The sequence below is a fragment of the Nocardia sp. NPDC046473 genome (assembly GCF_040645995.1).
Lineage (GTDB): Bacteria > Actinomycetota > Actinomycetes > Mycobacteriales > Mycobacteriaceae > Nocardia.
Genome location: NZ_JBEYZJ010000016.1, coordinates 12,285 through 38,356 on the forward strand (window position 1 = coordinate 12,285; position 26,072 = coordinate 38,356).

At 68.1% G+C, this 26,072-nt stretch carries 20 protein-coding genes and 1 pseudogene; 15 read left to right on the forward strand and 6 right to left on the reverse strand.

All coding sequences use genetic code 11. From position 1 onward, the window contains the following. Positions 1-173: 173 nt before the first annotated feature. Genes alaS through ABZ942_RS42590 form a run of 5 tightly spaced genes read left to right on the forward strand, consistent with a single transcriptional unit; the run spans position 174 to position 6,253 of the window. Complete coding sequence (gene alaS, locus ABZ942_RS42570; protein WP_357391969.1) at positions 174-2,837, forward strand: alanine--tRNA ligase; 2,664 nt, start codon at positions 174-176, stop codon at positions 2,835-2,837. Further along, positions 2,837-3,403 carry a Holliday junction resolvase RuvX gene (gene ruvX / locus ABZ942_RS42575; RefSeq protein WP_357392062.1) on the forward strand — a complete coding sequence of 189 codons (567 nt, stop codon included), beginning with the start codon at positions 2,837-2,839 and terminating at the stop codon, positions 3,401-3,403. The genes alaS and ruvX overlap by 1 nt, the downstream gene beginning before the upstream one ends. After that, complete coding sequence (locus ABZ942_RS42580) at positions 3,400-4,929, forward strand: endolytic transglycosylase MltG (RefSeq protein ID WP_357391970.1); 1,530 nt, start codon at positions 3,400-3,402, stop codon at positions 4,927-4,929. Before ruvX ends, ABZ942_RS42580 begins: the two co-directional genes overlap by 4 nt. After that, positions 4,859-5,746 (forward strand): shikimate dehydrogenase, encoded by an 888-nt coding sequence (locus tag ABZ942_RS42585; protein ID WP_357391971.1) that lies wholly within the window; start codon positions 4,859-4,861, stop codon positions 5,744-5,746. The genes ABZ942_RS42580 and ABZ942_RS42585 overlap by 71 nt, the downstream gene beginning before the upstream one ends. A 48-nt stretch (positions 5,747-5,794) precedes the next feature. Further along, on the forward strand, positions 5,795-6,253 hold the full coding sequence (locus tag ABZ942_RS42590) for a B-4DMT family transporter (RefSeq protein WP_357391972.1): 459 nt from the start codon (positions 5,795-5,797) through the stop codon (positions 6,251-6,253). A gap of 57 nt (positions 6,254-6,310) precedes the next feature. Here ABZ942_RS42590 and aroB read toward each other — a convergent pair whose 3' ends face one another. From aroB to ABZ942_RS42610, 4 genes and pseudogenes are all read right to left on the reverse strand, one after another. Then, on the reverse strand, positions 6,311-7,429 hold the full coding sequence (gene aroB / locus ABZ942_RS42595; protein WP_357391973.1) for a 3-dehydroquinate synthase: 1,119 nt from the start codon (positions 7,427-7,429) through the stop codon (positions 6,311-6,313). A gap of 545 nt (positions 7,430-7,974) precedes the next feature. Further along, positions 7,975-8,502, reverse strand: a pseudogene (locus ABZ942_RS42600) (shikimate kinase); the annotation flags it as partial. Continuing rightward, positions 8,499-9,710, reverse strand: a complete 1,212-nt coding sequence (aroC, locus tag ABZ942_RS42605) for a chorismate synthase (protein ID WP_357392063.1) — start codon at positions 9,708-9,710, stop codon at positions 8,499-8,501. The gene aroC and the pseudogene ABZ942_RS42600, both read right to left, overlap by 4 nt. A 356-nt stretch (positions 9,711-10,066) precedes the next feature. Beyond that, positions 10,067-10,534, reverse strand: a complete 468-nt coding sequence (locus ABZ942_RS42610) for an A24 family peptidase (protein ID WP_357391974.1) — start codon at positions 10,532-10,534, stop codon at positions 10,067-10,069. Positions 10,535-10,767: 233 nt separating this feature from the next. Between ABZ942_RS42610 and ABZ942_RS42615 the strand changes: the two genes are divergently transcribed. The 7 genes from ABZ942_RS42615 (at position 10,768) to ABZ942_RS42645 (ending at position 16,000) form a co-directional block, all read left to right on the forward strand. Further along, the gene (locus tag ABZ942_RS42615) at positions 10,768-11,895 is read left to right on the forward strand and encodes a Xaa-Pro peptidase family protein (RefSeq protein ID WP_357391975.1); all 1,128 of its coding nucleotides are present in this window, start codon (positions 10,768-10,770) and stop codon (positions 11,893-11,895) included. Between the two features lie 47 nt (positions 11,896-11,942). Beyond that, positions 11,943-12,506, forward strand: a complete 564-nt coding sequence (efp, locus tag ABZ942_RS42620) for an elongation factor P (RefSeq protein WP_150406156.1) — start codon at positions 11,943-11,945, stop codon at positions 12,504-12,506. 31 nt (positions 12,507-12,537) lie between these two features. After that, a complete protein-coding gene (nusB, locus tag ABZ942_RS42625; RefSeq protein ID WP_357391976.1) occupies positions 12,538-13,044 on the forward strand; it encodes a transcription antitermination factor NusB in 507 nt (168 codons plus the stop codon). Continuing rightward, positions 13,041-13,304 (forward strand): YciI family protein, encoded by a 264-nt coding sequence (locus ABZ942_RS42630; protein ID WP_357391977.1) that lies wholly within the window; start codon positions 13,041-13,043, stop codon positions 13,302-13,304. The genes nusB and ABZ942_RS42630 overlap by 4 nt, the downstream gene beginning before the upstream one ends. A 265-nt stretch (positions 13,305-13,569) precedes the next feature. After that, positions 13,570-14,460, forward strand: coding sequence for a hypothetical protein (locus ABZ942_RS42635; RefSeq protein WP_357391978.1), 891 nt, complete (start codon positions 13,570-13,572; stop codon positions 14,458-14,460). Next, on the forward strand, positions 14,460-15,146 hold the full coding sequence (locus tag ABZ942_RS42640) for a hypothetical protein (protein WP_357391979.1): 687 nt from the start codon (positions 14,460-14,462) through the stop codon (positions 15,144-15,146). Before ABZ942_RS42635 ends, ABZ942_RS42640 begins: the two co-directional genes overlap by 1 nt. Continuing rightward, positions 15,128-16,000, forward strand: coding sequence for an inositol monophosphatase family protein (locus tag ABZ942_RS42645; protein ID WP_357391980.1), 873 nt, complete (start codon positions 15,128-15,130; stop codon positions 15,998-16,000). Before ABZ942_RS42640 ends, ABZ942_RS42645 begins: the two co-directional genes overlap by 19 nt. Positions 16,001-16,024: 24 nt before the next feature. Here ABZ942_RS42645 and ABZ942_RS42650 read toward each other — a convergent pair whose 3' ends face one another. Together ABZ942_RS42650 and ABZ942_RS42655 are read right to left on the reverse strand one after the other, a co-directional pair. Then, positions 16,025-16,504, reverse strand: a complete 480-nt coding sequence (locus ABZ942_RS42650) for a Clp protease N-terminal domain-containing protein (RefSeq protein ID WP_357391981.1) — start codon at positions 16,502-16,504, stop codon at positions 16,025-16,027. 26 nt (positions 16,505-16,530) lie between these two features. Further along, entirely contained in the window at positions 16,531-17,787 is a 1,257-nt protein-coding gene (locus tag ABZ942_RS42655; protein ID WP_357391982.1) for an SLC13 family permease, read from the reverse strand. Between the two features lie 27 nt (positions 17,788-17,814). Between ABZ942_RS42655 and ABZ942_RS42660 the strand changes: the two genes are divergently transcribed. From ABZ942_RS42660 to ABZ942_RS42670, 3 genes are all read left to right on the forward strand, one after another. Next, positions 17,815-23,556, forward strand: a complete 5,742-nt coding sequence (locus ABZ942_RS42660; protein WP_357391983.1) for a TIR domain-containing protein — start codon at positions 17,815-17,817, stop codon at positions 23,554-23,556. Between the two features lie 82 nt (positions 23,557-23,638). Beyond that, positions 23,639-24,199: a DUF4334 domain-containing protein gene (locus ABZ942_RS42665; RefSeq protein WP_357391984.1), complete on the forward strand. Its 561-nt coding sequence runs from the start codon at positions 23,639-23,641 to the stop codon at positions 24,197-24,199. A 172-nt stretch (positions 24,200-24,371) separates the two neighbouring features. Next, positions 24,372-25,607 carry an FAD-dependent oxidoreductase gene (locus ABZ942_RS42670; RefSeq protein WP_357391985.1) on the forward strand — a complete coding sequence of 412 codons (1,236 nt, stop codon included), beginning with the start codon at positions 24,372-24,374 and terminating at the stop codon, positions 25,605-25,607. The last annotated feature ends 465 nt before the right edge of the window (positions 25,608-26,072 follow it).

Consider the following 26,072-nt stretch of genomic DNA (forward strand, 5'->3'; position numbering starts at 1 on the left):
GCTTATCTCGGCGTCCACGCCCGCACATACGCCCTCGGAACGGACTACGCTGACTCCGCGCCCGCTAGACGATCGACCGACTCAGCGGGCAGGTCGCCGCAAAATAGCCCGGTGGCCAAGACCACCCGAGTCGATGAAAAACCATGTGCACCGCACCGGTAGGCTGGATATCTGTGCAGACCCACGAGATTCGACGGCGCTTCCTGGACCATTTCGTCCGTGCCGGGCATACCGAGGTACCGAGTGCCTCGTTGATCCTGGCCGACCCGAACCTGCTGTTCGTCAACGCAGGCATGGTCCAGTTCGTGCCGTTCTTCCTCGGTCAGCAGACCCCGCCGTATGCGACCGCGACCAGCGTGCAGAAGTGCGTGCGCACCGGTGACATCGAGAACGTCGGCATCACCACCCGGCACAACACCTTCTTCCAGATGGCCGGCAACTTCAGCTTCGGCGACTACTTCAAGCGCGAGGCGATCACCTTCGCTTGGTCGCTGCTGACCAACAGCGTCGAGGACGGCGGCTACGGCTTCGATCCGCAGCGGCTCTGGGCCACCGTCTACCTCGATGACGATGAGGCCGAGCAGATCTGGCTGTCGATGGGCGTGCCCGCCGAGCGCATCCAGCGCCGCGGCATGGCCGACAACTACTGGTCGATGGGCATCCCCGGCCCGTGTGGCCCGTGCTCGGAGATCTACTACGACCGCGGACCCGAATACGGCATCGAGGGCGGCCCGGAGGCCGACGAGGATCGCTACATCGAGATCTGGAATCTCGTGTTCATGCAGAACGAGCGTGGCGCGGGCACCAGCAAGGACGACTTCGAGATCCTCGGCCCGCTGCCGAAGAAGAACATCGACACCGGCATGGGCGTCGAGCGCGTCGCGTTCCTGCTGCAGGGCGTCGACAACGTCTACGAGACCGATCTGCTGCGCCCCATCATCGACAAGGCCGAGGAGCTGACCGGCCGGTCCTACGGCGTCACGCACGAGGACGACGTGCGGTTCCGGGTGATCGCCGACCACGCGCGCACCGGCGCCATGCTGATCGCCGACGGCGTCAACCCGGGCAACGACGGCCGCGGCTATGTGCTGCGCCGCCTGCTGCGCCGGATCGTGCGCTCGGCCCGCCTGCTCGGCGCGGAGAAGCCGGTGATGGGCGAGTTCATGAAGGTCGTCAGTGACCTGATGTCGCCGTCGTACCCGGAGCTCGCCACCGATTTCCGGCGCATCGAGACGGTCGCGGTGGGCGAGGAGACAGCGTTCCTCAAGACGCTGAACACCGGCTCCGCTCTGTTCGACAACACGGCCGCCGCCGTAAAGGCCAAGGGCAGCAACACGATTGCGGGCACCGATGCCTTCACGCTGCACGACACCTATGGCTTCCCGATCGACCTCACGCTGGAAATGGCTGCCGAGGCGGGGCTTTCGGTGGACGAGGACGGCTTCCGGTCGTTGATGGCCGAGCAGCGCAAGCGGGCCAAGGATGATGCGCAGGCTCGCAAGCATGCGCACGCTGATCTGACCGTTTACAAGGAACTGGTCGATCGCGGTGCCACCGAGTTCACCGGTTTCGACGAGTTGACTTCCGAGGCGCACGTGCTCGCCCTGATCGCTGATGGCGTGCGCGTTCCCGTCGCCACCGTCGGCCAGGACGTCGAGGTAATCCTCGATCGCAGCCCGCTCTACGCCGAGTCCGGTGGTCAGATCGCCGACCGCGGTTCGATCACCGCCTCGGGGGTCAAGCTGCGCGTCAACGACGTGCAGAAGATCGCCAAGAAGGTGTGGGTGCACAAGTCCACCGTCGAGCAGGGACAGCTCACCGAGGGCGATGTCGTTCTCGCGCAAGCGGATCCGGCGTGGCGTCGTGGTGCCACCCAGGGGCACTCCGGTACGCACATGGTGCATGCCGCGTTGCGTCAGATCCTGGGCCCGAACGCGGTGCAGGCGGGTTCGCTGAACAAGCCGGGCTACCTGCGTTTCGACTTCAACTGGCAGGGCCAGCTTTCCGAGCAGCAGAAGTCCGAGATCGAGGCTGTGTCCAACGATGCGGTCAGCGCGGATTTCCCGGTGAACACCTTCGTCACCGACTTGGCCAAGGCCAAGGAGATGGGCGCGATGGCGCTGTTCGGCGAGAACTACGGCGACGAAGTGCGCGTGGTGGAGATCGGCGGCCCGTTCTCGATGGAGCTGTGCGGTGGTACGCACGTGCAGCATTCCTCGCAGATCGGCCCGATCACCGTGCTCGGTGAGTCGTCGGTCGGTTCCGGCATTCGTCGGGTGGAAGCCTTCGTTGGTCTCGACTCGTACCAGTACCTGGCCAAGGAACGTGCGTTGCTGGCCGGGGTGGCGTCCTCGCTGAAGGTGCCCTCCGAGGAGGTGCCCGCGCGGGTCGAGCAGTTGGTCGAGCGGTTGAAGGTGGCCGAGAAGGAACTCGAGCGCACCAAGATGGCTGCTGTGCTGTCGTCGGCGGGCAAGTTCGTCGAGGAAGCCGAGCGCATCGGTAGCGTGCTGCTGGTCGCCGTTGCCGCGCCCGAGGGCGTGCCTGCGGGTGATCTGCGCACGTTGGCCACCGATATCCGTGGCCGGTTCGGCACAAATCCTGCCGTGGTGGTGCTGCTCGGCAACGCTGACGGCAAGGTGCCGTTCGTGGTGACCGTGAACAAGGGCGCCCAGGACATCGGCTTCAAGGCCGGAGATCTGGTCGCGGCGTTCGGTCCCAGCATTGCCGGACGCGGTGGCGGCAAGCCGGAAATGGCGCAGGGCGCCGGTTCCGATCCGTCGGGTATTCCGACAGGTCTTGCGGCTGTCCGTGCTCGGGTGGCCGAACTGGTCGGGTGATGGCGGACCCCGATAGTCCCGAGAGGTCGGCGCCACACGGCGCCGACCGGCCCCATCCCGACTCAGATCCCGGGCGCGGCAGGCGAATTGCCGTCGATGTCGGCAGTGTCCGGATCGGTGTCGCGTCCAGCGACCCCGACGGTGTCCTCGCCACGCCCGTGGAAACTGTGCCGCGCGCGAAGCCGAACAAGCGCTCGGTCGGGCCCGCGCCCGATATCGCAAGAATTGCTGAAATTGTGCGGGAGTACGAGGCAGTCGAGGTAATTGTCGGCCTGCCGCGAACATTGCGCGGGGAGAAGGGCGCTGCCGCTACCATTGCCACCGCATTCGCCGAGCAGTTGCGGGTCGCCGTGTCGCCGGTGCCTATACGACTTTCCGACGAACGTTTGACTACGGTGTCAGCTGCACGTGCATTGCGGGACAGTGGAGTTCGCGCGCGTGGCCAGCGGCAAGTGATCGATCAGGCGGCGGCCGTCTCGATCCTGCAAGGATGGTTGGACGAACGGAGTGCGGTGTTGAGGTCGGTTGAAGCGGTGCGTCATGCGTCGTCCGAGGACGACGCATGACGGATCGATGGGCGCGGGCCGAGGAACGGTACCGACAGCGCGAAGCTGATCGGCGTTACCGGCGTGACGACCGAGCCTGGGGTGGGCAGAACAGCAGAGACAACCGGGGCAAGACGAACCGCGTGGTCGGCCGGGAGCAGGACGACTGGGACGACTACGAGGACGACACCACGGTCATCCCGCGCTACACCGACGACATGGACGACCAGCCGCCGCCCACGCCGGCCCCCCGCCCGCGGGAGCGGCGCGACGCACCGCGCCCGCGCGTCGGCCGCCGGGAAGCGGTGGCGCGCGACGACGAGCCCGAAGCGCGGCGCCGGTCGAAGAGCCCGCAGCGCAGCAGGCGCTCCAGGGCCGCCTCGCGTAAAGCCAAAGAGCGCAAGCGTCGTCGCCGCACCCTGTGGCTCGTCGCGGGTGTCTTCGTGCTGTTGTTCGCGGGTGCCGCGGTGTTCGCGGGAATGAAGCTGGTCAGCTCGCTCGGCAGTCCCGAGGATTTCGCCACCGGATCGCCGGGACCGCTCGTCGTGGTGCAGGTGCACGACGGGGACGCCTCGCAGCAGATCGCCGCGACCATGAAGGAACGTGGCGTCGTCGCCAGCACGGGCGCGTTTTTCCAAGCGGCCGTGCGGAATTCGAACATGAACACGGTGCAGCCCGGCTTCTATGCGATCCCGAGCCACATCCCCGCCGCACAGGCGGTGACCGGCTTGCTCGGTAAGCAAGCCCGCGTCGGAAACCTGGTCATTCCCGAGGGAAAGCTGCTGCACGACCAGACCGAGGTGGGCACGAGCAGGCGCACCGACGGCATCTACCGCATGATGGCGGCGGCCAGCTGCATCGGCACCGGCCCGAGTCAGAAGTGCGCGACCTATGAACAACTCGACGCCGCCGGTGCGGGCCTCGATCTCGCCGCGCTCGGTGTACCAGCCTGGGCCGCGCAGGGTGTGAAGGACTGCCCGGACCGGACCAGGCAGCTGGAGGGCCTGATCGCCGCGGGCACAGTGGATTTCGACCCGAGCGGCACGCCGGAACAGATGCTGCGGCAGGTGATCATGGCCAGCGCCAAGAGTTATGAATCCACCGGGTTGTTGCAGTCCGGCGGTGAGACCAAGCTGACGCCGTACCAGACGCTGATCGCCGCGTCGCTCGTCGAACGCGAGGCCAAGCCGCAGGATATGGGCAAGGTCGCGCGGGTGATCGTGAACCGGCTGCGGGTCCCGCAGATGCTGCAGTTCGACTCGACGGTGAACTACGCGCTGGACCGCACCGAGGTGCAGACCACCGACGCCGACCGCGCCGCGGAGACGCCGTGGAACACCTACGCGAAGATCGGCCTGCCCGCGACGCCGATCGCCGCGCCGTCGCTGAATGCGTTGCGCGCCATGGAGAATCCGGAACCGGGGTCGTGGTTGTACTTCGTGACCGTCGACAAGCAGGGCACCACGCTGTTCACCGATGACTACAAGCAGCATCAGCGCTACATCCAGCAGGCACAGGCGAGCGGAATCCTGGACAGTGGCCGCTGAACGTAAAGCGGCGGTGCTCGGCAAGCCGATCGCGCACTCCCGCTCGCCGCAACTGCATCTGGCCGCCTATCGCGCGCTCGGGCTCGACTGGAGCTACGAGCGCATCGAATGCTCGGCCGAGCAGCTGCCCGGGCTGGTCGACGGGCTCGGATCGGAATGGGTCGGACTGTCGGTGACCATGCCGGGCAAGGAGGCCGCGCTCGCGTATGCGGCCGAGCGCACCGAGCGGGCAGTGCTGGTCGGCTCGGCCAACACGCTCGTCCGGCGTGACGGCGGCTGGCTGGCCGACTGCACCGACGTGGACGGCGTGCGCGGCGCGCTGCGCGGCGGTGGGGTCGGCGACCTCGACGAGGCGGTGGTGCTCGGTGCCGGTGGGACCGCGCGGCCCGCGTTGCTCGCGTTGTCCGAACTCGGGGCGAAGACGGTGACCGTGATCGCCCGGGACGCCGGACGGGCAAGTAGCGCTTTGGATCTCGCCGAGCGGCTCGGCATGAACGCGGCGGTGACCAGCTTCGACCCGGCCGCGCTCGCCGGACTCTGCGAGCGGGCGGGTGCGGTGGTCAGCACGATTCCGGCCGACGCCGCCGCGGTGGTCGCCGACGCGGTCGCGACGGCACCCGTGGTGCTCGACGCGATCTACCACCCGTGGCCGACGCCGCTGGCCGAGGCGGTGTCGCGGGCCGGGCACACGGTGATCGGTGGTTTGCAGATGCTGCTGAACCAGGCCTATGGGCAAGTCGAACTGTTCACCGGTCGTCCGGCGCCGCGCGCGGAAATGGCGGCGGCGCTCGATGAGGCCCGTCGGTCCGGAAACTGATACTGGTTCTAGTTTGGTTCGGCGAGGCGCAGGGTTATGGTGGTGCGCATGAATGCTTGGGTGTTGCGGGCGATCGTGCTCGGTGCGCTGGTCGTGCTGCTGCGTGCCGTGCTCGGGTTCGCCATGGTGAACTGGCCGACCCACGGGGTCTGGATGCGGATGTTCTGCCTGGTCGTGCTCGTGGTCACCGTCCTGTACTGGGGTGTGCTGGACGGACGCAAGGATCGCTCGGCCCAGCCCGACCCGGAACGCGGCACCGACCTGACCCTGCTGTGGCTGAAGGCCGCGGCGGCGGGCGGACTCGGCAGCGGCCTCGGCGCCTGGATCATCGACTGGCTGCCCAAGTTCGACCTCGGCGACAACGGCATCCTCTTCGAACTCACCGCCGGCGCCGCCTTCATCGTCCTGCTGATCTTCATCCCGGCCCTGGTCGGCGTCGGCCTCGGCCGGATGCTGGCCGACCGCACGCACAACAAGCAGTCGACTCCGGTACACACCCCGGCCTGACGCACAAGAAACGGCGCACTCGATTGGAGTGCGCCGTTTCTGCTGTGCGAGTGCGGGTTACAGCAGGATGCCGGTGCTCGGAGTGCCTTCGCGGAGGATGGCGGAGTAGGCGGCGGCGAGGAGGGTGGGGTCGGGGCCCTCCAGGCGACCGGGTTTGGCGAGGCCGTCGAGGACGACGAAGCGCAGGACGCCGGAGCGGGTCTTCTTGTCGGTCTGCATGGTGTCGAGGAGTTGAGGGAGCGCGTCGGCGTCGTAAGTCGTCGGCAGGCCGACGCTTTCCAGGATGGCGCGGTGGCGGTCGGCGGTGGCGTCGTCGAGGCGACCGGCCAGGCGGCCGAGTTCGGCGGCGAAGACCAGGCCGACGGAGACGGCGGCGCCGTGACGCCAGCGGTAGCGCTCACGGCGCTCGATCGCGTGGCCGAGGGTGTGGCCGTAGTTGAGGATCTCGCGGAGGCTGGCCTCCTTGAGATCGGCGGCGACCACGTCGGCCTTCACCTGGATCGCGCGCCGGATCAGCTCGGGCAGCACGTCGCCGGTGGGGTCGAGGGCGGCCTGCGGGTCGCGCTCGACCAGGTCGAGGATCACCGGGTCGGCGATGAAACCGGCCTTGATGATCTCGGCCATGCCCGCCACGATCTCGTTGCGCGGCACGGTTTCCAGCGTGGCCAGGTCGACGAGCACCGCGGCCGGCTCATGGAAGCAGCCGACCAGGTTCTTGCCCGCCTCGGTGTTGATGCCGGTCTTGCCGCCGACGGCCGCGTCGACCATGGCGAGCAGCGTGGTCGGCACGTGCACGATCTGCACGCCGCGCATCCAGGTGGCGGCCACGAAACCGGCCAGGTCGGTGGCGGCGCCGCCACCGAGGCTCACCACAACGTCGTTGCGGGTCAGGCCGATTCGGCCGAGCACCTCCCAGCAGAAGCCGGCGACGGCGAGTTCCTTGCCCGCCTCGGCGTCCGGGATCTCGATGCGGTGCGCGTCGAGGCCGCTGTCGGCCAGCGCTTTCCGCACCGCCTCGGCGGTCTCGGCGAGCGGCGGCTGGTGGAAGATCGCGACCGAGCGGACGCCGCTCGTGGCGCCGTTGACCGCCTCGACGAGCTCACCGAGCAAACCGCGACCGATGATCACCGGATACGGATTTGCGGTACGAACTTCGAGACGATTCGGCTCTGTCACGACTGCTCCGATTCTGTTGATGCTTCTTGGTTTTTGCGGGCGCGCACGCGAGCGCGCCGCGCACGGGCGCGCCTGGCGCGGCCGCTGGATCGCGAACTCTTGGTGGGTTCTTCCGTGCCGTCCGGCTGGGCTGGTGCCTCGGTCTCGTTCTGTGCGGACGCGCGACGAGCGCGCCAGCTTCGGCCGGTCGAGCTCGAACCCTCGGCGGACTTCGCCGCTGTCGCGTCGGCCGCAGGCTCTTCGGTTGTTGGGCCGCCAGTTGCGGTCTCGCCGGTTGGGGCTGCCTCGGCGCGACGCGTGCGCCAGCTTCGCCCACCCGCGTTCGTGGTGGATTTCCCTGTCGGAGTCGACTCTCCGGCTGCTTCGGCCGATTCGCGCGCGGCCGCTGCTCGACGAGCGGCGGCGCGTGCCCGTGCCCGACGCCGGGCCCGAGATCGGCTGCTGCCCTGAGGAGTTGTGCCGTTCTCACTCGCGGTGGTCGTTGCCTGTGTGGTCTCGGGCGGATCCGGGCAGTCGACGTCTGTCCCGATGGCGGGATCAGTGGGTTCGACGCCGAGCTTGGCCAGCACCATTTTGACGACGCGGCCGGGACTGCGACCATCGGTGCGCACCCGGACCGAGGCGACCTCGCGGTACAGCGGGCGACGCTTGCGCATCAGCTCGCGGTACTTGGCGGCCGGATCGGCGCCGTTGAGCAGCGGGCGGTTGGTGCTCGCCCCGGTGCGGCGGAGTCCTTCGCCCACACTGATTTCCAGGTAGACGACGGTGCGGTTGCGCAGCAGCGCCCTGGTGTCCTGGGACAGCACGGCACCGCCGCCGAGCGAGACGACGCCGCGCTCGGCGAGGATCGCGCGGCGCACCACCCGCTCCTCGATCTTGCGGAATTCGGGTTCGCCGTCGGTGGCGAAGATTTCGGGAATGGTGCGACCGGTCTCGCGCTCGATGCCCGCGTCGGTGTCGTACAGCTCGACGCCGAGTTCCTTGGCGAGCTTGCGGCCGATCGTCGTTTTCCCCGCGCCCGGCGGTCCGACCAGCACCACGCGCGGCGCGCGCGGATCGGTCTGCACGATCATGGCGTGCTGGCGTCAGCGGGCGCGTTGTGCGGGCGGTCGCTGATCCGCTTGACGTAACTGGTGATGTTCTCCAGGGTCTCGCCGAGCGAGTCGCCACCGAACTTCTCCAGCGCGGCCTGCGCGACGACCAGCGCGACCATGGACTCGGCGACCACGCCCGCGGCGGGCACGGCACACACGTCCGAACGCTGGTGGATGGCGACGGCTTCCTCGCCGGTGGTCATGTCGACGGTCGCGAGTGCGCGCGGCACCGTCGAGATCGGCTTCATCGCGGCGCGCACGCGCAGCGCCTCGCCGTTGGTCATGCCGCCTTCGAGGCCACCGGCCCGGTTGGTGGAGCGCAGCACACCGTCGCTGCCCGGACGCATCTCGTCGTGCGCTTGGCTGCCGCGGCGGCGCGCGGTCTCGAAACCGTCGCCGACCTCGACGCCCTTGATGGCCTGAATGCCCATCAGCGCGCCCGCGAGTCGCGAATCGAGCCGGTTCTCGCCGCTGGTGAACGAGCCGAGCCCGACCGGAAGTCCGTCGATGACCACCTCGACGACGCCGCCGAGGGTGTCGCCGTCCTTCTTGGCGGCCTCGATCTCGGCGATCATCGCGGCCTCGGCGTCCTTGTCGAACGAACGCACCGGGCTCTCATCGATGGCCGCCAGGTCTGCGGCGGTCGGCACCACGCCCGTGGTGTTCTGCGCCGTGCCGATCGAGACGACGTGCGAGATCACCTCGACGCCGAATGCCTGCCGCAGGAAGTTCCGTGCCACGGTGCCCGCCGCGACGCGCGCCGCGGTCTCCCTGGCGCTGGCGCGCTCGAGCACATTGCGGGCGTCGTCGAAGCCGTACTTGAGCATGCCGGAGTAGTCGGCGTGCCCGGGGCGCGGCCGGGTGAGCGGGGCGTTGCGGGCCAGTTCGGCGAGCTCGTCCGGGTCGACCGGGTCGGCGGACATGACCGTCGTCCACTTCGGCCACTCGGAGTTGGCGATCTCGATGGCGACCGGGCCGCCCATGGTGCGGCCGTGCCGGACGCCGCCGACGACGGTCACCTTGTCGGCCTCGAACTTCATCCTGGCGCCGCGGCCGTACCCTAGCCTGCGGCGCGCCAACTGCGCGGAGATCTCGTCGGACGTGACCTCGACACCGGCCACCATCCCCTCGAGGATGGTGACGAGAGCGGGACCGTGGGATTCTCCGGCAGTTATCCAGCGCAACACGCCCACCATCTTCCCATGTCGGCGCGGCTGCTCCGGCATGCGGCCCGCCGTGATGGCGGGCACGTTCGGCACATCGCCGTCCGCGCGCACCCGCTCGCGTACCGCGCGTAGTCCACCGCGATGGTTCGGCGGGCGCCTTGTCGCATCCTGCTCGTGCTGCGCCTGGCCTGCGACGGCGGCAGCCGCGTGACTCATCCGGCGCCCGCATCGGCCAGCGCGGGTGCCGTCGTCAGGCATATGGCTGGCAGTGCGATACCGCGATTCAGTGGGGCGATTCGGCAGGCGCTCGGAGTCGGTGCCGGCCCGACCGTGCGGCGCGTCATGTCGGCGGACGCTCCGAGTCGGTGCCGCCCCGATCATCCGGCACTCGCGGTAGCCAGTGCGCATACCGTCGCCACGCACATTGCAGGCCCGTGAGGTACCGCGATTTGCCGGTGCGCGTCGGGCGGGTCAGTGGCAGTTCGGATTCGATGTAGCCCGAGCACGGCCACTCCGGCGCACGCGGTCAGCAACGGCGCGGCTAGTGCTGACCACACCCAAGCCTGTCCACCACCGAGCGCCGCCGCCGCGCCCAAGCCGACGGCGAGCTTCACATCTCCGGCACCGAAGGCAGCCGGGAGAACCAGGTGCACCAGCAGATACGGCACCGCGAGTAGTACGGCACCGACAAGAGCGGCTGTGTATTGAGCTGTGGACAAGGCGTATGCGAACACCGCGACCGCACCCCATCCGGTGAGCGAATTCGGCAACCGGCGCTGCCGAAAATCGATGACGCTCAACACAACACACCAGGCGAGGAGGGCGGCGAAGGCAACAATCGGCATGCCGTCCACTCTTGTCCGATCGTGACGCGAGACAACCCCGCTCCACCCGAATGTGGATAGCTTCCCGACATGTGAACAACTGCTCTCCGCATGCCGTCCGGTACGGAAAACCGCCAGCGCCAACGGCATTCCGCCACAGTCACCAAGATCACCACCATCGGGTCGGCGCAGTGGCAGCGCCCAGTACACGTGTTGTATGCGGAGATACGGCGTGTCGGCGGTAGCTTTGAACCATGTGTGCTGATCACGCGGGCCAGAGACCCGACTACGCCGCGCGGCGTGGCGCGCTGCGGAGTCTGCTGGTGGAAAACGGGGTAGATGCCCTGCTGGTCACCGACCTGGTGAATCTCAGGTACCTGACCGGGTTCACCGGATCCAACGCGGCGCTACTCGTGCATTCCTGGGACATGCGCAACGCCGAGGACCGCACCGTCATCTGCACCGACGGCCGCTACCAGACCCAGGTCGCCGAGCAGGTCCCGGACCTGCGGGCCGAGATCGCCAAGGCCACCGCCCGGCGGATCGTCGAACTGGCCGGGGAATGGCAGCTCGGCCGGATCGGCTACGAGAGCCACATCGTCACCGTCGACCAGCACCGCGGCTTCATCGAGCAGTGCACCGGACTGGAGTTCGTCGCCACCCCCGGCCTGGTCGAGCAGCTCCGCATGGTCAAGGACGCCTACGAGATCGCCCAGCTCACGGCGGCCTGCGCGGCGGGCGACGCCGGTCTCGCCACCCTGCTCGAACGCGGGCTGCTACGCCCGGGCCGCACCGAAAAGCAGGTCGCCCGAGACCTGGAATGGGCCATGTTCGAACACGGCGCCGAGGCGGTGTCCTTCGATACCATCGTCGCCGCAGGCGTGAATTCGGCTGTCCCACACCATCGCCCGACCGACGCCGTGCTCGCCACCGGCGATTTCGTGAAACTCGACTTCGGCGCGCTGATCGGCGGCTACCACTCGGACATGACCCGCACCCTCGTGCTCGGCAAGCCCAGCGATTGGCAACGTGAGGTGTACGCGCTGGTCGAAGCCTCGCAGCGAGCCGGGCGGGAGGCGCTGCGACCTGGCGTCAAGGTCGACGAAGTGGACGCGGCCTCGCGCTCGGTAATCGAGGCCGCCGGACACGGCAAACTGTTCGTGCACGGCCTCGGACACGGGGTAGGACTGCAGATCCACGAAGCGCCGGGCATCGCCAAAAACGGAACCGGTACACTTCTTGCTGGCGTGGCGGTGACCGTCGAACCCGGTGTGTACTTTCCCGGCCGCGGCGGGGTCCGGATCGAGGACACGCTCGTGGTGCGCGAAGGGGGCCCGGAGTTGCTCACCAACACCAGCAAAGACCTGACCGTCGTCGAATGACGCCGGTTGACCAACACGTTGTTTACGAACTAGGAGATCCGAGGACAGTGGCGGACACCAGCGACTTCAAGAACGGCCTTGTGCTGAAGATCGACGGTCAGCTCCAGCAGATCATCGAATTCCAGCACGTCAAGCCGGGCAAGGGGCCCGCGTTCGTGCGGACCAAGCTGAAGAACGTGCTGTCCGGCAAGGTCGTCGACAAGACGTTCAACGCGGGCGTCAAGGTGGAGACCGCGACGGTCGACCGCCGCGACATGACCTACCTGTACCACGACGGCTCGGACTTCGTCTTCATGGACGGCGACACCTTCGACCAGATCTCCATTTCCGAGGCGACCATCGGCCCCGGCGCGCGCTTCCTGCTGGAGAACATGACCGTGCAGGTCGCCACGCACGAGGGCGCGCCGCTCTATGTCGAGCTCCCGGTCACCGTCGAGCTCGAGGTGCAGCACACCGACATCGGCCTGCAGGGCGACCGCTCCACCGGCGGCACCAAGCCGGCCACCCTGGAGACCGGCGCCGAGGTGCAGGTCCCGCTGTTCATCAACACCGGCGACAAGCTGCGCATCGATTCGCGTGACGGCAGCTACCTCGGCCGAGTCAACGCCTGATCGCCCTGCCTCGACTGAGATAATGGTGACTGTGGCTGAACAGCCGGTAGACAAGAAGTCCTTCAAGAAGCTCGGCACGCGGCACAAAGCCCGCCGCCGGGCCGTCGACCTGCTCTTCGAGGCGGAAGCCCGCGACGTGGACCCGGCCGACCTGCTCGACGAGCGGGTCGAGCTGGCCACCCGCGATCAGGCCGTCGCGCCGGTGCACGCCTACACCCACACGCTGGTCGAGGGCGTCGCCGACGACCTCGATCGGGTGGACGGCACCATCGAGTCCTACCTCAAGGACTGGGAGCTGTCCCGGCTGCCCGCGGTCGACCGTGCCATCCTGCGGATCGCGGTGTGGGAGTTGTTCCACGCCAACGATGTTCCGCCGGTCGTCGCGGTGGACGAGGCGGTGGAGCTGGCCAAGGAGCTGTCCACCGACGACTCCCCGTCGTTCGTGAACGGCGTGCTCGGCCAGGTGGTGCTGATCGCGCCGCAGGTCCGCGCCGCCGCCGCGGCCACTCGGGTGTCGCGGCCGGAGGCCGACGCGTGAAGAAGTACCTGGTGCTGGCGATGCGCACGCCGAACTTCGACACCGCCGTGCTTCAGCCGCACAAGGATTTCCTGCAGCAGCTGAGCGACCGCGGTCAACTCGTGGAGAGTGCGCGCTTCACCGACGGCACCGGCGGCGCGTACTTCATCGCCGCCGAAAACCTGGACGCCGCACGGGAACTCGCGTTCGCCGACCCGGTGCACACCACCGGCTCGTCGGACGTCACCGTCTACGAGTGGGAAGCCACCACCCCGAACTGAGCTCAACCCAGCCGCACACCTCCTGACGTCAGGAGGTGTGCGGCTGTTTCGTTGGCGCAGCGCCCTTCGCGCTCCCGCCGGGGGTGTACGGGACCGGCGGGAGCGGGATGCCGAGGCATCCGGGCCTGCTGTCGTCGAGGGGTGCTCGACGACCGGTTCCCATCGTGGTACCTGAACCGCACTCGAGGTCAAGCGCGACTTCTGGTTTCCTTCGCGTCCGCTGTCCGGCTGCCTCTATCCTGGGGAGAACAGAGGGGAGGGCTGCATGGCGCGGTTGCTGATCTGGTTGCGCAACAACGTCGATGGTTTCGTCGCGTTGGTGCTCGCCGTGACCGTCGGGTTGCTCACGGTCCTGGACGTGATCCCGGTCGACAACGTGAACGCGGCGGTGCTGCTCGTCCTCGCGTTGCTCGCGACCACGCTGCTGCGCGACCGGCATCTGTCGGCCAAGGCGATGCGCGACGCGAATTCGGTGCAGCTGCTGTACGGGCCCGAGATCGGCCACGCGCACACCGTCGCCCGACGCGGCACCGAACAGTGGATCTTCAAGGGCGGCACCGGAACCTACATCCGGGCGGTGACGCTGCGCGAGTGCGTGGAGAACGCGCGCCGCGAGCAGCGCCCGCTGCGCATGCAGCTGGAGATCCTCGACCCGACCAACGAAGTGCTGTGCAAGACCTACGCCCAGTTCCGTTCCTCGCTCTCGCCCGAGGCCGACCGCACCGGCGAGCTGTGGACCACCGAGCGCACCCGCAAGGAAGCGTTCGCCACCGTGCTGGCCGCCTGCTGGTACCGGCAGCGGTTCACCTTCCTGACCATCGACGTCGGTTTGTCGACGGTGATGACGACGTTCCGCTGGGACCTGTCGTCCAGCTGCGTCATTGTCACCCAGGACAATCCGAACACGCCGGCGCTGATGTTCGAGCGGGGCAAGCCGTATTACCGCGATTTCAACCGCGAACTGGTCGCCAGCTTCAAGCAGACCCGTCAGGTTCCGTTGAGCCGCAGCGAGGAATTGCCGCTGGCCGACGAGCCGACGGTCGACCAGGTGCGTAGCCTGTTCCAGCTGCTATCGCTGGAGCTCCCGGCCGCGTTCACCGATCGCGACGTCGCCGACATCGTGCGTCGCGCGCTGCAACCGAGGAACCCGTATTAGTGAACGAGTACGCCCGCCTGCGCACGCTGATCGGCTCCGATAGCACCGGGGCCGCGGTGCGAAGGTGGGCCCGCGACGTGCTCGCGGGTGTCGTCGACGGTAGTTCCGACCTGCTCGCGGTCCGACATCCGTTGGGCTTCTTGTGTTTTCCCGCGTGGCGTGGCGACGGCTTCGGCATCTGCGTACACGTCTGGACCGACGGGGTACGCGCCGAGCCGACCACCTCCAAGATGCACGCGCACAGCTGGGATCTGCTCAGCACCGTGCTGTACGGCACCATCGGCAACGAGATCATCGAAATCCTCAGCGCCCCAGCGCAGCCCACCCATCGCCTGTTCGAGATCCAGAGCGCCGCGGACGGCGACCTGGTGCACGCGACGCAACGACTGGTCACCTACCGGACTCGCTCCCGCGAGGACTTCCACACGGGCGAGGTGTATACGCTGCCACACGGTGCGTTCCACGTATCCGACGTGCACGGCGAGGCGGCGACCGTCGTCCTCGGCGAGGACAACCGCGGACGCCCCGATCTGTCGCTCGGCTCGCTCGCCACCACCGACCACTGGGTGCACCGAACGTTGTGTACCGCCAACGAAACCCGACGCGCGGCGCACACCGTGCTCGCCCATCTGCAGGACCAATCCCTGCCGAAGCAACTGGAGAACCGATGCGAGCGGGCGACGTGATGAACCAGGTACTGTCGGACACTTTGCTCGACCTGGCGGCCGGTGTCGCCGTCGCCGCGGCCGTCGAGGCGGGCCACTCGATCCGCTCCGGGCTGCTCGAGGCGCTGACCATCAGCACCAAGGACCCGACCGGCGACGTGGTCACCGACCTGGACTTCCTGGCCGAAGAGATCATCCTGCGCCACATCCGCCACGCCTTCCCCGAGCACGGCATCCTCGCCGAGGAATCCGGCGTCCTCGACAACGCCGACGACGCCTGGTGCTGGGTGATCGACCCGCTCGACGGTACCAACAACATCGCCATCGGCCTGCCGGTCTGCACCGTCGGTATCGCGCTGTGCCACAACGGAACACCGATCCTCGGCGTCGTACACGAGCCGATCGCCGACCGCACCTGGACCGCCATCCGCGGCCGCGGCGCGCACGGCCCGAACGGCCCACTCTGGCACCCGACGCACCGCCCCGCCGCCGCCCCCGTCCTCGCTTGGCTGCAGGGCTACCCGGTCACCCGCGCCGACTCCACGGCCCGTGCCCTGCGCCTCACCCTCGAGTCCGCCTCCCGCCGCCTGATCCAACTCTGGTCACCCCTGCTGTGCTGGGTCATGCTGAGCAACGGCGACATCGACGGCTTCGTCGGCTACCGAGCAGGCCTCATCGACCTCCCCGCAGGCGCCCTCCTCGCCCGCGAATCCGGCATGCACATCACCGACTTCCACGGCACCCCCCTCGACGAACGCCTCGAATTACCCGCCGGCGAAGTAGATTTCATCGCAGCCAGCTCCGAAACGATCCCCGACCTCACCCTATTGGTGAAGTCCGCCGCAGAGGTGACCGTCACCGGTCTACCCGGCTGACCGCGCCAGGGTTTGTCGAATCGTTCAGCGGGGCTGACTATCTCGGATCGACTCCTGCAACGTCTGGGCGATGTTGTCCGGGTCCAAGCCCAGCTTGCGCAGGTGCTGGGTGGGGACGGCGTCCGGGTCGGCCAGGATGGCGAGCATCAGGTGCTCGACGCCGACGTAGTCGTGGCCTTGGGCTCTGGCGATGTCGGGGGCGGTGTCGAGGATGTGGAGTAGGCGCGGGGTTCGGGTGAGACCGTCGTCGGGGCGTTGGTCGGTCAGGTGTTGGTCGATGTGGATGCGGTCGGCCTCGTTGGCGGGGACGACCAGGACGTGTTCGTCGGGCTCGCGGCCGCCGTGAAATTCCAAGCCTGCCACGGTTATTCGGGCGCCGGTGACCGAGTCGTACAGGATGTCGCCTGGCTCGATGACGCCGGCGGCCAGACGGCCTGCCACCATCACTACGCCGCGACCGCTGATATCGAACACGTTTGTCACGGTGAAGTCGACGTTGACCATGGGTGATTCCCCCTCCGAAACTGCTGCTATCCGATGATAAGCAGCGCCGCGACCGCGCCGGTAGTGCCGATCACGGCGAGTCCGAGACCGGTGAGGACGAACCGGAGCATGGGCACGCGGACGTTGTGGGTGCGGCAGAACTCCAGGCAGAGCAGGGTGGCGAGGGAAGCCCACGGGGTGACGATCGGGGCGATGTTGGTGCCGATGAGCAAGGCCAGTAGCTGGTTGTGGTTGTCGGGCGGCACGACCGCCTCGCCCGCGGTGTAGGCGGGAAGATTGTTGGCGATGTTGGACAGGGTTGCGCCCGCGCCTGCCGCGCGGAAGGCGCCCCCCGTGCCGGAGTCGGATCCGATCAACGTGTGCATCAGATCGGAGAGTCCGAGGCGGCCGAGCGTGGGAACCACCAGGAACAGTCCGACGACGAAAACCAAGAGCCGCCAGGGGATCAGCGAAAACCGCAGCGACGCGCGGTCGAAGACGGCGAAGGCGAGCACCGCGATGGCGGCGGCGATGGTCGCCGCGATGCCGATGCTGTTGCCGACGAACGGAATTGCGACGATGAACAGCAGGCAGGCCGCCGCGGTGGTGTACAGCAGCACCCGTTCCTTCGCGTTCTCCGGCCGGACCGGCTCCGGCGGCAGGTAGCGGTCGGTGTCGCGGCGTCCGCGCCGCCAATACCAGAGCCACAGGCACAGCATCGTCGCGGTCAGCGAAACGAGCTGGGGCGCCCACATTTTCGCGGCGAACCCGGTGGCGGTCAGCGCGACCCGGTTCGCGGCAAGCAGATTGGTGAGATTGGAGACCGGGAGCAGCAGGCTGGCGGTGTTGGCCAGCCAGACCGTGGTCATGGCCAGCGGCAGCGGCGGGATGCGCGCCGGTACGGCCAGTGCGAGCATTACCGGGGTGATCAGCACGGCCGTGGTGTCGAGGTTCAACAGGATCGTGGTGGCCGACGCGAACAGCACGCACAGCACGAACAGCGCCGGGTAGTAACCCCGCCCGAGGATGGCGAGCCGGTGCGCGATCACATCGAACACCTTGGCCTGGCGGGTGAGCTCGGCCAGTACGATGACGCTGCCGAGGAACAGCAGCAGCGGGCCGATGCGGCGCATGTTGTCGGCCGCCTCGTGCCGCGGCAGCAGCCCCGTGAGCACGCACAACAGTCCGGCGAGCAGCAGCCCGACCCGGACCCAGTCCAGCACGCTCAGGCCCCAGCGCGGGCGTGACGGCGCCACCGTGGCGTTTCGTTCGGAGGAGTCGACCTGTTCGGGCACGACTGCCATGCTATTGGCCTAGGCCATACTGGGGGCGTGACACAGCAGGGTGGGCGGGCGCGGGACTTTTTCATCAGTTACTCCCCAGCGGATGAGCGGTGGGCCACCTGGCTGGCCTGGCAACTGGAAAGCGCCGGTTATCGCACCTTGATCCAGGCCTGGGACTTCGTGCCCGGCACCAACTTCATCGACTTCATGGATCGTGGCGTGCGCGATTCGGCGGTCGTGCTCGCGGTGCTGTCCGACAACTATCTCCAATCGCGTTACGGGACAATGGAATGGCAGGCCGCGTTCCGCACCGATCCCGGCAAGCTGTTGCCGATCCGGATCGCCGACTGCGCGCTGGAGGGCCTGCTCGCCACGCTCACCTATATCGACCTCGTCGATGTGCCGACCGACGAGCAGGCCCGCCGCATCCTGATGGAGCGGGTCCGGCACCTGCTCGCTGGCCGGGGGAAACCGCAGCACGAACCGCAGTTCCCGAACGAACTCGGCACCGCCGCGCTACCGGACCGCTACGCCGCCGAGGACGAGGCGGGCCCGGTCGAATCCCCGCTGAACCGGCGCACTCCCGTTGCGGCCCCGGCTTTTCCGGGCGGCGTGCAGCGCGACGAGCACCGCTCCGGCGTCAGTGTGCTGCACGTGGCCGGTCCGCGCTTCGGCCGCGGTCTGTTCGCGCAGGACGAGCCGAGCACCGCTCGCGAACTGCAGTCGCGTATCTACGCGAACGTCACCCAGTTGGTGGACCAGGGCGTGCCGAAACCCGACATGATCGTGGTGACCGGCGATCTCACCGAATCCGGTCGCCCACGCGAGGTCGACGAGGCGCTCACCTTCCTGACCGGGTTGCGCGTGCTGCTCGGACTCGAACCGGACCGGCTGATCGTGGTGCCGGGCAACCACGATGTGTCCAAGGTCGCCTGCCATGCCTATTTCCTGAATTGTGAAGCGCGCGAACGCAAGCCGCAGCCGCCGTACTTTCCGAAGCTCGAGCAGTACGCGCGGCTTTTTGCCGAGTTGTACCAGGGCCTCGACCATCTCGTGTTCGACGTCGGCCAGCCGTGGACGCTGTTCCCGATCCCCGAATTGCGGGTGGTGGTGGCGGGTTTGAACTCGACCATGGCCGCGAGCCACCTGCCCGACGATGACTACGGCCGGATCGGCGAACCCCAGGCCGCCTGGTTCGCCGAGCGCCTGCGCCCGTTCGAGGCGAACGGCTGGCTGCGGCTGGGCGTGGTCCGGCACGACCCGCTGCCCGGTCCGGCGGCCTCGCCGCGCGACCCGGCCTTGCTGCGTGACGCGGACACCCTGTCGCGGCTGCTCGGCGGTCGGCTGAACCTGCTGCTGCACGGCCCGGGTCCCGGTGGGCCGCACCTGGATCGGCTGGACGGCAGGCTGCCTGTCGTCCCCGCTGGGGCGGCGGGGCGCGACGAGATCATCCACCTGACCACCGATGGGCTCGCCCGATACTCGGCCACCGCAACACATCCGGCGGATCCCACCGCGCGCCTCGCGTCGCCGTGGGCCAATGCCGTTGCCGCACTTGCCTCGAACGCGATGCCGGAGCTCACAGGCCCCGACGAGCCCGTCACGGGGATCCCCGCCATCGTCGACCCGCACGGCCGCCTGCTGGAGCGCGTCGCCGAGGTGTGCGAAACCCGCTACCCGGATGCCAAGATTCGGCGCGTCGAGACCGATCCGCCGCATCTGTTCATCACCCATCAGCGCGACGACGTCACCGCGCAGTGGCGGGTCGGCGTGCACGTCGGCGACATGACCAGGCAGGCGGTCGAGGAATTCCTCGGCAACGACCCGGAATACGGCTCCGAGCTCGTCTATCGCGGTGCGCCGCCGCCGCGTTCGCTGCGCGACGAGGCCGCGAGCCACGGCCTGCGGGTGCGCAGCTTCACCGAATTCCAGGGCCTGCTCGATCTGGACGACTACCTCGCCCAACAGGTCGAGCGGCTGCGTACCGACCGCCGCTACCCGCCTGACCTGTATGTGCCGCAACGTTTCCGGACGCTCGAACACGGAGATCAACTGGTTCACGAGGATCTCGTCGCCGAGCTGCTGCGCCTGGTTGCGGCGGATCACGGCCGATTCGTCTTGGTGCTCGGCGATTTCGGGCGCGGCAAGACCTTCGCGCTGCACGAATTGGCCCGCCGCATCACCGAAACCATGCCCGTGCTCATCCCGATCCTGATCGACCTGCGCACACTGGACAAGACGCATTCGGTGGACGCTCTGGTCGCCGCGCACCTGGCCAATCACGGCGAGGACCGGATCGATCTGAAGGCGTTGCGCTACATGCTCCGTGAAGGTCGCGTGGTGCTGCTGTTCGACGGTTTCGACGAGCTCGTCACCCGGATCAGCTACGAGTTCGCCGCCGACCACCTGGAAACCCTGCTGCAGGCGGCGGTCGGCAAGGCGAAGATCATAGTCGCCAGCCGCACACAGCATTTCGAGTCGCGCGCGCAAGTGCTGACCGCGCTGGGGGAGCGGGTCGGGCTGCTGCAGGACCGGCAGATCCTCAATATCGAGGACTTCGCGCCCGCACAGGTGCACGCCTTCCTCACGAATCGCTACGGCGGCGATGTGCAGCGTGCGGACGCCAGGATGCGGCTGATCACCGGCATCGAGGACCTGCTCGGGCTGGCCCAGAATCCGCGCATGCTCAGCTTTATCGCCGATCTGGACGAGCGGCGGCTGCGGGCCGCGGCGGGCGCGCAGCAGGCCGTCGGCGCGGCGGGGTTGTATCGGGAGATCCTCGAATCCTGGCTGTCCTACGAGGCGGGCCGCACCGCGGCGACCGCAGGCTCATTACCCGGCCTCGGGCTGCACGAATTGTGGCTCGCGGTCACCGAATTCGCGCTGCGCATCTGGGAGACCGGCGAGCCGTATCTGCGGTTGGCCGAATTGACCGAGGTGGCACAGAGTCTCGTCGAGATGACCGGCGCCAATCGGATGTCGGTGCAGCAGTCCGCGCACGCCATCGGTTCCGGCAGCCTGCTGGTGCGCACCGAGGACAATCTGTTCGGTTTCATCCACTCGTCGGTGCCGGAATGGTTTGTCGCGAACCATATTGCCGAACAGTTCGCGGCCGGCGTCGCCGCACCGCCGCAGCTCTCGCATGCCCCCTTGTCGCAGCTGTCCATCGACTTCCTATGTGACCTCGCCGATATCCGGGTCGCGCGTACCTGGGCCGACGCGGTGCTCGATGATCCGGTCGCCGACGAGGTCTCCCGTACCAACGCGATTCGGCTGACCACCCGCCTGCGGACCGCGCCGACCGCCGACCTGCGCGGCGCGATCCTGGTCGGCGAGGACCTGTCCTATCGCGACATGCATCAGGTCGACCTGACCGGCGCGGATCTGACCGGCGCCCGCCTGGTCGGCGTGAACCTGGACCGGGCGATCCTGCGCGGCGCACGGCTGATCGGCGCCCGGCTGGACGAGGCGAGCTTGATCGGCGCGGACCTGACCGAGGCCGATTTCACCAGGGCGCGGCTCGCTCGCGCGGACCTGACCGGGTCACTGGGAACCGGCAGTCGCTGGAATCGGGCGGCACTGCTCGACGTCACCGGCACCCCGGCCGGCACCGATCTGCGCGGCGCGGCCTGGGTGCCGGGTTCGGCGGCCAGGACCGAATTCGCCCCTGCCGCAATCGGAGTCAGGCACGGGTTCCACGCCAGGCACGGCCGGTTGCCGCAACCGCTGGCCTACAGCCCGGACGGCGGCACCCTGGCCATCGGCAGCGACGATGGCGGCGTGCTGATCTGCGACACCGAGACCGGGCTGCCGCTGCGCACCCTGCAGGGGCATCGCAACCGCTCGTTCGCGGTCGCCTACACCGATACCGTGCTGATCAGCGGGTCCAGCGACGGCACCGTCGGCATCTGGGACGTGACGACCGGTGAACTGCGCCGAATCCTGCACGGGCACAGCGAATGGCCGTGGCCGGTGATGTTGAACCGCGCGGGTGACCTGCTGGCCACCGGCGACGCCCAGGGCATGCTGCGGCTGTGGTCGCTGCCGAGCGGCGATCTACGGCACGAATGCGCGCCGGCGGACGGCAGCCGAGAGCTGATCTTCAGCTTGGCTTTTCACGACGGCGTGGTCGCCGCCGCCTATCGCGACGGCAAGGTTCGGCTGTGGGATGCCGAAACCGGCCGCGAGCGTGGCGAATTCGTCGGCGCGACGGGCGCGGTGTTCCGTATCGCGTTCAACCCGGCGGGCGAGCTGCTCGCGGTCGGCGATGTGCGCGGCATGGTCACGCTGTGGGATCCGGTGCGCTGCGAGGTGATTCGCCAGCTGCCCGGCCACACCGGGCGGGTGTACACGCTCGCCTTCCATCCGCGGCTGCCGCTGTTGGCCAGCGGCGATACCGATGGGGGACTGCGTATCTGGGACGTCGAGACCGGTCAGTCGAAGCACGCGCCGTCCGATCACAACGCCGCCATCTACTGGGTGACCTTCGATCCGACCGGTGATCTGCTCGCCTCCGGTGACAGCGCGGGTCTGCTCTGCCTGCGCGACAGCGCGACCGCCGAACTGCGGCACCGGATCACCGCGCATACCGGATCGATCTGGCCGTTCGCCTTCCGGCCGGACGGTGGGCAGCTCGCCGTCACCGACGACCAATTCACCACGCGGCTCTGGGATCCCGCGACCGGGGCGAGCCGACACGTGCTCACCGGGCATGGTCGGCAGGTCAGGTCGGTGACGTTCAATGCCGATGGCACCCTGTTGGCGACCGGCGGCAACGACGGTGTCGTGCGGCTCTGGGATCCGGTGACGGTCAAGCAGATTCGACGGCTGTCCGGTAGCGAGGACCGGCTGGTGACCTTCGAATCGGCGCTGTTCAGTCGTAAGCAGCCACAACAGCTCGGGGTGGTCGGCAACGACGGCAGGCTCAGCCTGCTCAACCTCGACACCGGCCTGTTCCAGCGGCACATCAACGTGGAGGCCGCGCCGGTCTGGGCAATCGCCTTCGACCCGAGCGATCAATACGTGGCCACCGCGAACGACGACGACACGGTGATCATCTGGTCACGGACTACCGGGGCGCTGCACATGGTGTGCGCCGAGCATCACGGACGGGTGCGGTCGATCGCGTTCGACGCCGACGGCACGCTGATGGCCACCGGCTGCGACGATTCCGTGGTGCGGCTGTGGGATGTCGAATCCGGCAGGCTGTTGCGTGAGCTGAACGGCCACAGCGACCGGGTCTACGGGGTGGTTTTTCATGGCGACCGGCTGGCCAGCGTCTCGTGGGATATGACGGTGCGCATCTGGGATGTGGACTCCGGCGCCGGCCTGCACGAGCTGACCAGGCACACCGGGCGACTGTGGGCCGCGGCGGTCGATCCGCAGAGCGGCCTCCTCGCCACCGGCGGCGAGGATCTGGTGGTTCGCCTGTGGGACATGGCAACCGGGCGTCATCTGCACACGATGGAGGGGCACAAGCGGCAGGTGTGGTCGCTGGCCTTCCATCCGTCCGGGCAGCTGCTGGCCAGCGGCGGCGACGACGGGAACGCGATCCTGTGGTCCGTGCCCGGTGGCGATCACCCGGATACGGAGACCGCGCCGACCATTCGCGCGGAACTGCTCGGACTGTCGGAGGGGTGGGCGGCGCTCGCGCCGGACGGGCGGTACAAGTTCGAAGGCAATACCGCAGGGCAGTTCTGGCATGTGATCGGCATGTCGCGGTTCGAGTCCGGTGAGCTGGATCCGTATCTACCGGAGGTGCGGCAGATACCGTTGGACGCGGCCTTCTGAGCGCGTCCGGCCGAGCCCGTGGTGGCTATGACAGAGAGATAGTCTCATTGGTGCAACGTCACCCGTAGTGAGGAGACCGGACATGACCGAGACGAAGGGAACGGGAGCAGCCGAGTTGGCGGCGCTTCGGGCCCACCGCTGCACCACTGAGCAGGCATTGGCGTTGTTCGACAGCCTGCCTGCGGTCCCGTTCGCCGAGATCACCACCGGGCGCTGGCACGGCGATGAACTCGACACCGGGCATGCGCTGGCCGGTGTGCTGGTCGCGTCAGGGTGGTACGGCAAGCAGTTCGACGACGCCGACACCGTGCATCCGCTGTTGTTCGCCGCCGATGGCGTCATCTTTCCGGTCGATCCGCGTCGGGTGCCGCTCGGGCTGGCCGGGCGGGTGCCGATGGCGGGCGTGCGGGCGAGTAGGAAGGCGCTCGGGTACCTGCGATTCGCGTTCCAAACCCGCAGGCCGACAGCGCGTTTGCGGAATGTGGAGTACCGCGGCGTGGTCAGTGCCGCGATGATCTACGACCATCTGCCGATCGTCGATCACTTCCGGCGGGTCGATGAGCGGACCCTGCTCGGCGTGATGGATATGCGTGGGATGAGCGAGCCGTATTTCTTCATCCTGCAGCAGGACGTCGCCGCCTGATCAATGGCCCTTGACGGCGGGGAGTTGGGTCCGTCGATCGTGGTCCGCCCCGGATTGCGGACCGCGACAACCCATCTCGGCATCGATTCATCCCGCAAAGAATTCACCAAGCGTAGAATTTGTGAAGCAGGCGATACCTTGCGGCGATGCGATGACCGAGAAGGGAAAGTCGATGGAACAGACGACATGCCTAGTGGTCGGGGGTGGCCCAGCCGGGATGATCCTCGGACTGTTGCTGGCCCGAGCCGGCGTCGACGTGACCGTCCTGGAGAAACACAAGGACTTCCTGCGCGACTTCCGCGGCGACACCGTGCATCCCACCACCCTCGACCTGCTCGACGAGCTCGGGCTCGGCGCGGAATTCGCGAAACTGCCTGCGCGCAAACTGGATCAGATTCAACTGGCGACCGCCAACGGGCTGCAGACCTTCGTCTCACTGCAACACCTGCCGGGCAAGCACAAGTACATCGCCATGGTGCCGCAGTGGGACCTGCTCGACCTGCTGGCGCGGGCCGCCGACGCGGAGCCCGGTTTCCACCTGCGGATGAATACCGAAGCGACCGACCTGGTTCGGACCGACGGCACAGTCACCGGGGTCAGCTATCGGACCGTCGACGGAAGTACCGGGGAGATCCGCGCCGACCTCACCGTCGCGTGCGACGGGCGTGGTTCGGTGCTGCGCGCCGCGGCGGGTCTCGCGTCGCAGAGCTGGCCGACGCCGATGGACGTGTGGTGGTTCCGCTTGCCGCGCACCGAGATCGACCCCGCGGGCGTCGTCCCGGTCGTCACGCCGCATCGCGCCGCGGTGCTGCTCGACCGCGGCGATTACTGGCAATGCGCCACCCTCATCGGCAAGGGCACCGACGAGGTGGCTCGGCGCGGTCCGGTCGACGACATCATGCGCACCATGTCCGACTCGGTGCCCTGGCTGAAGGACCGAGTCGAGGCCCTCACCAGCTGGGAGGAGGTCAAGCTCCTCGACGTCCAACTCGACCGCCTGACGACCTGGCACACCGACGGACTGCTGTGCATCGGCGACGCCGCGCATGCCATGTCGCCCGTCGGCGGCGTCGGCATCAACCTCGCCGTCCAAGACGCCGTCGCAGCCGCGAGAATCCTTGCCGCGCCGTTGCTCTCGAAAACCGTCAGCGCCCGCGACCTGGCCAAGGTGCAACGCCGCCGCACCCTCCCGACCGTGGTAACCCAAGGCCTGCAACGCTTCCTGCACGCCAGGGTGATCCGCCCCGCCCTCGACGGCGGCATCGACATCGCAGGCTCACCCCAGGCACCCCTCCCGGTCCGCATCCTCCGCAAAATCCCGGTAATCCGCAACATCCCACCCTTCCTGGTCGCCCGAGGCATCCGCCCCGAACACGCCCCAGATTTCGCCCGGCGAGCCACGGCCTAACCAGCCGCGCACCAGTTCTCCTGCCGCGCACGAATCGTTCGGCGATTCCGTGCGCAGCCCGAAAATCACCGCGCGGCACCGCACTATGGCTGTCTAGTCGCTTCCGAACGCAAGTTCTGCTTGCCTTCGGTGGAACGCAACTCGTGCCGGTCCGCCGCGCACGTCTTGTCTTGCTGCGCACGATTCAGTTGGCGATTTCGTGCGCGGCTCGCGAATAGTTGCGCGGCACCATGTTGCCCGCGCTGTCGTTGTGTGCTCAGTGTCTGGTCGGGTGCGGCCGTGCCGCGTGGTGTTGGTGCGCCGCGCACATGTCGTCGTACTGCGCACGGATCGGTCGGCGATTTCGTGCGCGGCTCGCGAATTGTTGCGCGGCACCATGTTGCCCGCGCTGTCGTTGTGTGCTCAGTGTCTGGTCGGGTGCGGCCGTGCCGCGTGGTGTTGGTGCGCCGCGCACATGTCGTCGTA

Coding starts and splice junctions, on each gene's coding strand:
- ABZ942_RS42585 (WP_357391971.1), top strand. CDS start 4,859: ATGACTACAAGCAGCATCAGCGCTACATCCAGCAGGCACAGGCGAGCG.
- ABZ942_RS42580 (WP_357391970.1), top strand. CDS start 3,400: ATGACGGATCGATGGGCGCGGGCCGAGGAACGGTACCGACAGCGCGAA.
- ABZ942_RS42615 (WP_357391975.1), top strand. CDS start 10,768: ATGTGTGCTGATCACGCGGGCCAGAGACCCGACTACGCCGCGCGGCGT.
- ABZ942_RS42645 (WP_357391980.1), top strand. CDS start 15,128: ATGCGAGCGGGCGACGTGATGAACCAGGTACTGTCGGACACTTTGCTC.
- ABZ942_RS42665 (WP_357391984.1), top strand. CDS start 23,639: ATGACCGAGACGAAGGGAACGGGAGCAGCCGAGTTGGCGGCGCTTCGG.
- ABZ942_RS42670 (WP_357391985.1), top strand. CDS start 24,372: ATGGAACAGACGACATGCCTAGTGGTCGGGGGTGGCCCAGCCGGGATG.
- ruvX (WP_357392062.1), top strand. CDS start 2,837: ATGGCGGACCCCGATAGTCCCGAGAGGTCGGCGCCACACGGCGCCGAC.
- ABZ942_RS42610 (WP_357391974.1), bottom strand. CDS start 10,534: ATGCCGATTGTTGCCTTCGCCGCCCTCCTCGCCTGGTGTGTTGTGTTG.
- ABZ942_RS42635 (WP_357391978.1), top strand. CDS start 13,570: ATGGCGCGGTTGCTGATCTGGTTGCGCAACAACGTCGATGGTTTCGTC.
- ABZ942_RS42650 (WP_357391981.1), bottom strand. CDS start 16,504: ATGGTCAACGTCGACTTCACCGTGACAAACGTGTTCGATATCAGCGGT.
- ABZ942_RS42655 (WP_357391982.1), bottom strand. CDS start 17,787: ATGGCAGTCGTGCCCGAACAGGTCGACTCCTCCGAACGAAACGCCACG.
- ABZ942_RS42590 (WP_357391972.1), top strand. CDS start 5,795: ATGAATGCTTGGGTGTTGCGGGCGATCGTGCTCGGTGCGCTGGTCGTG.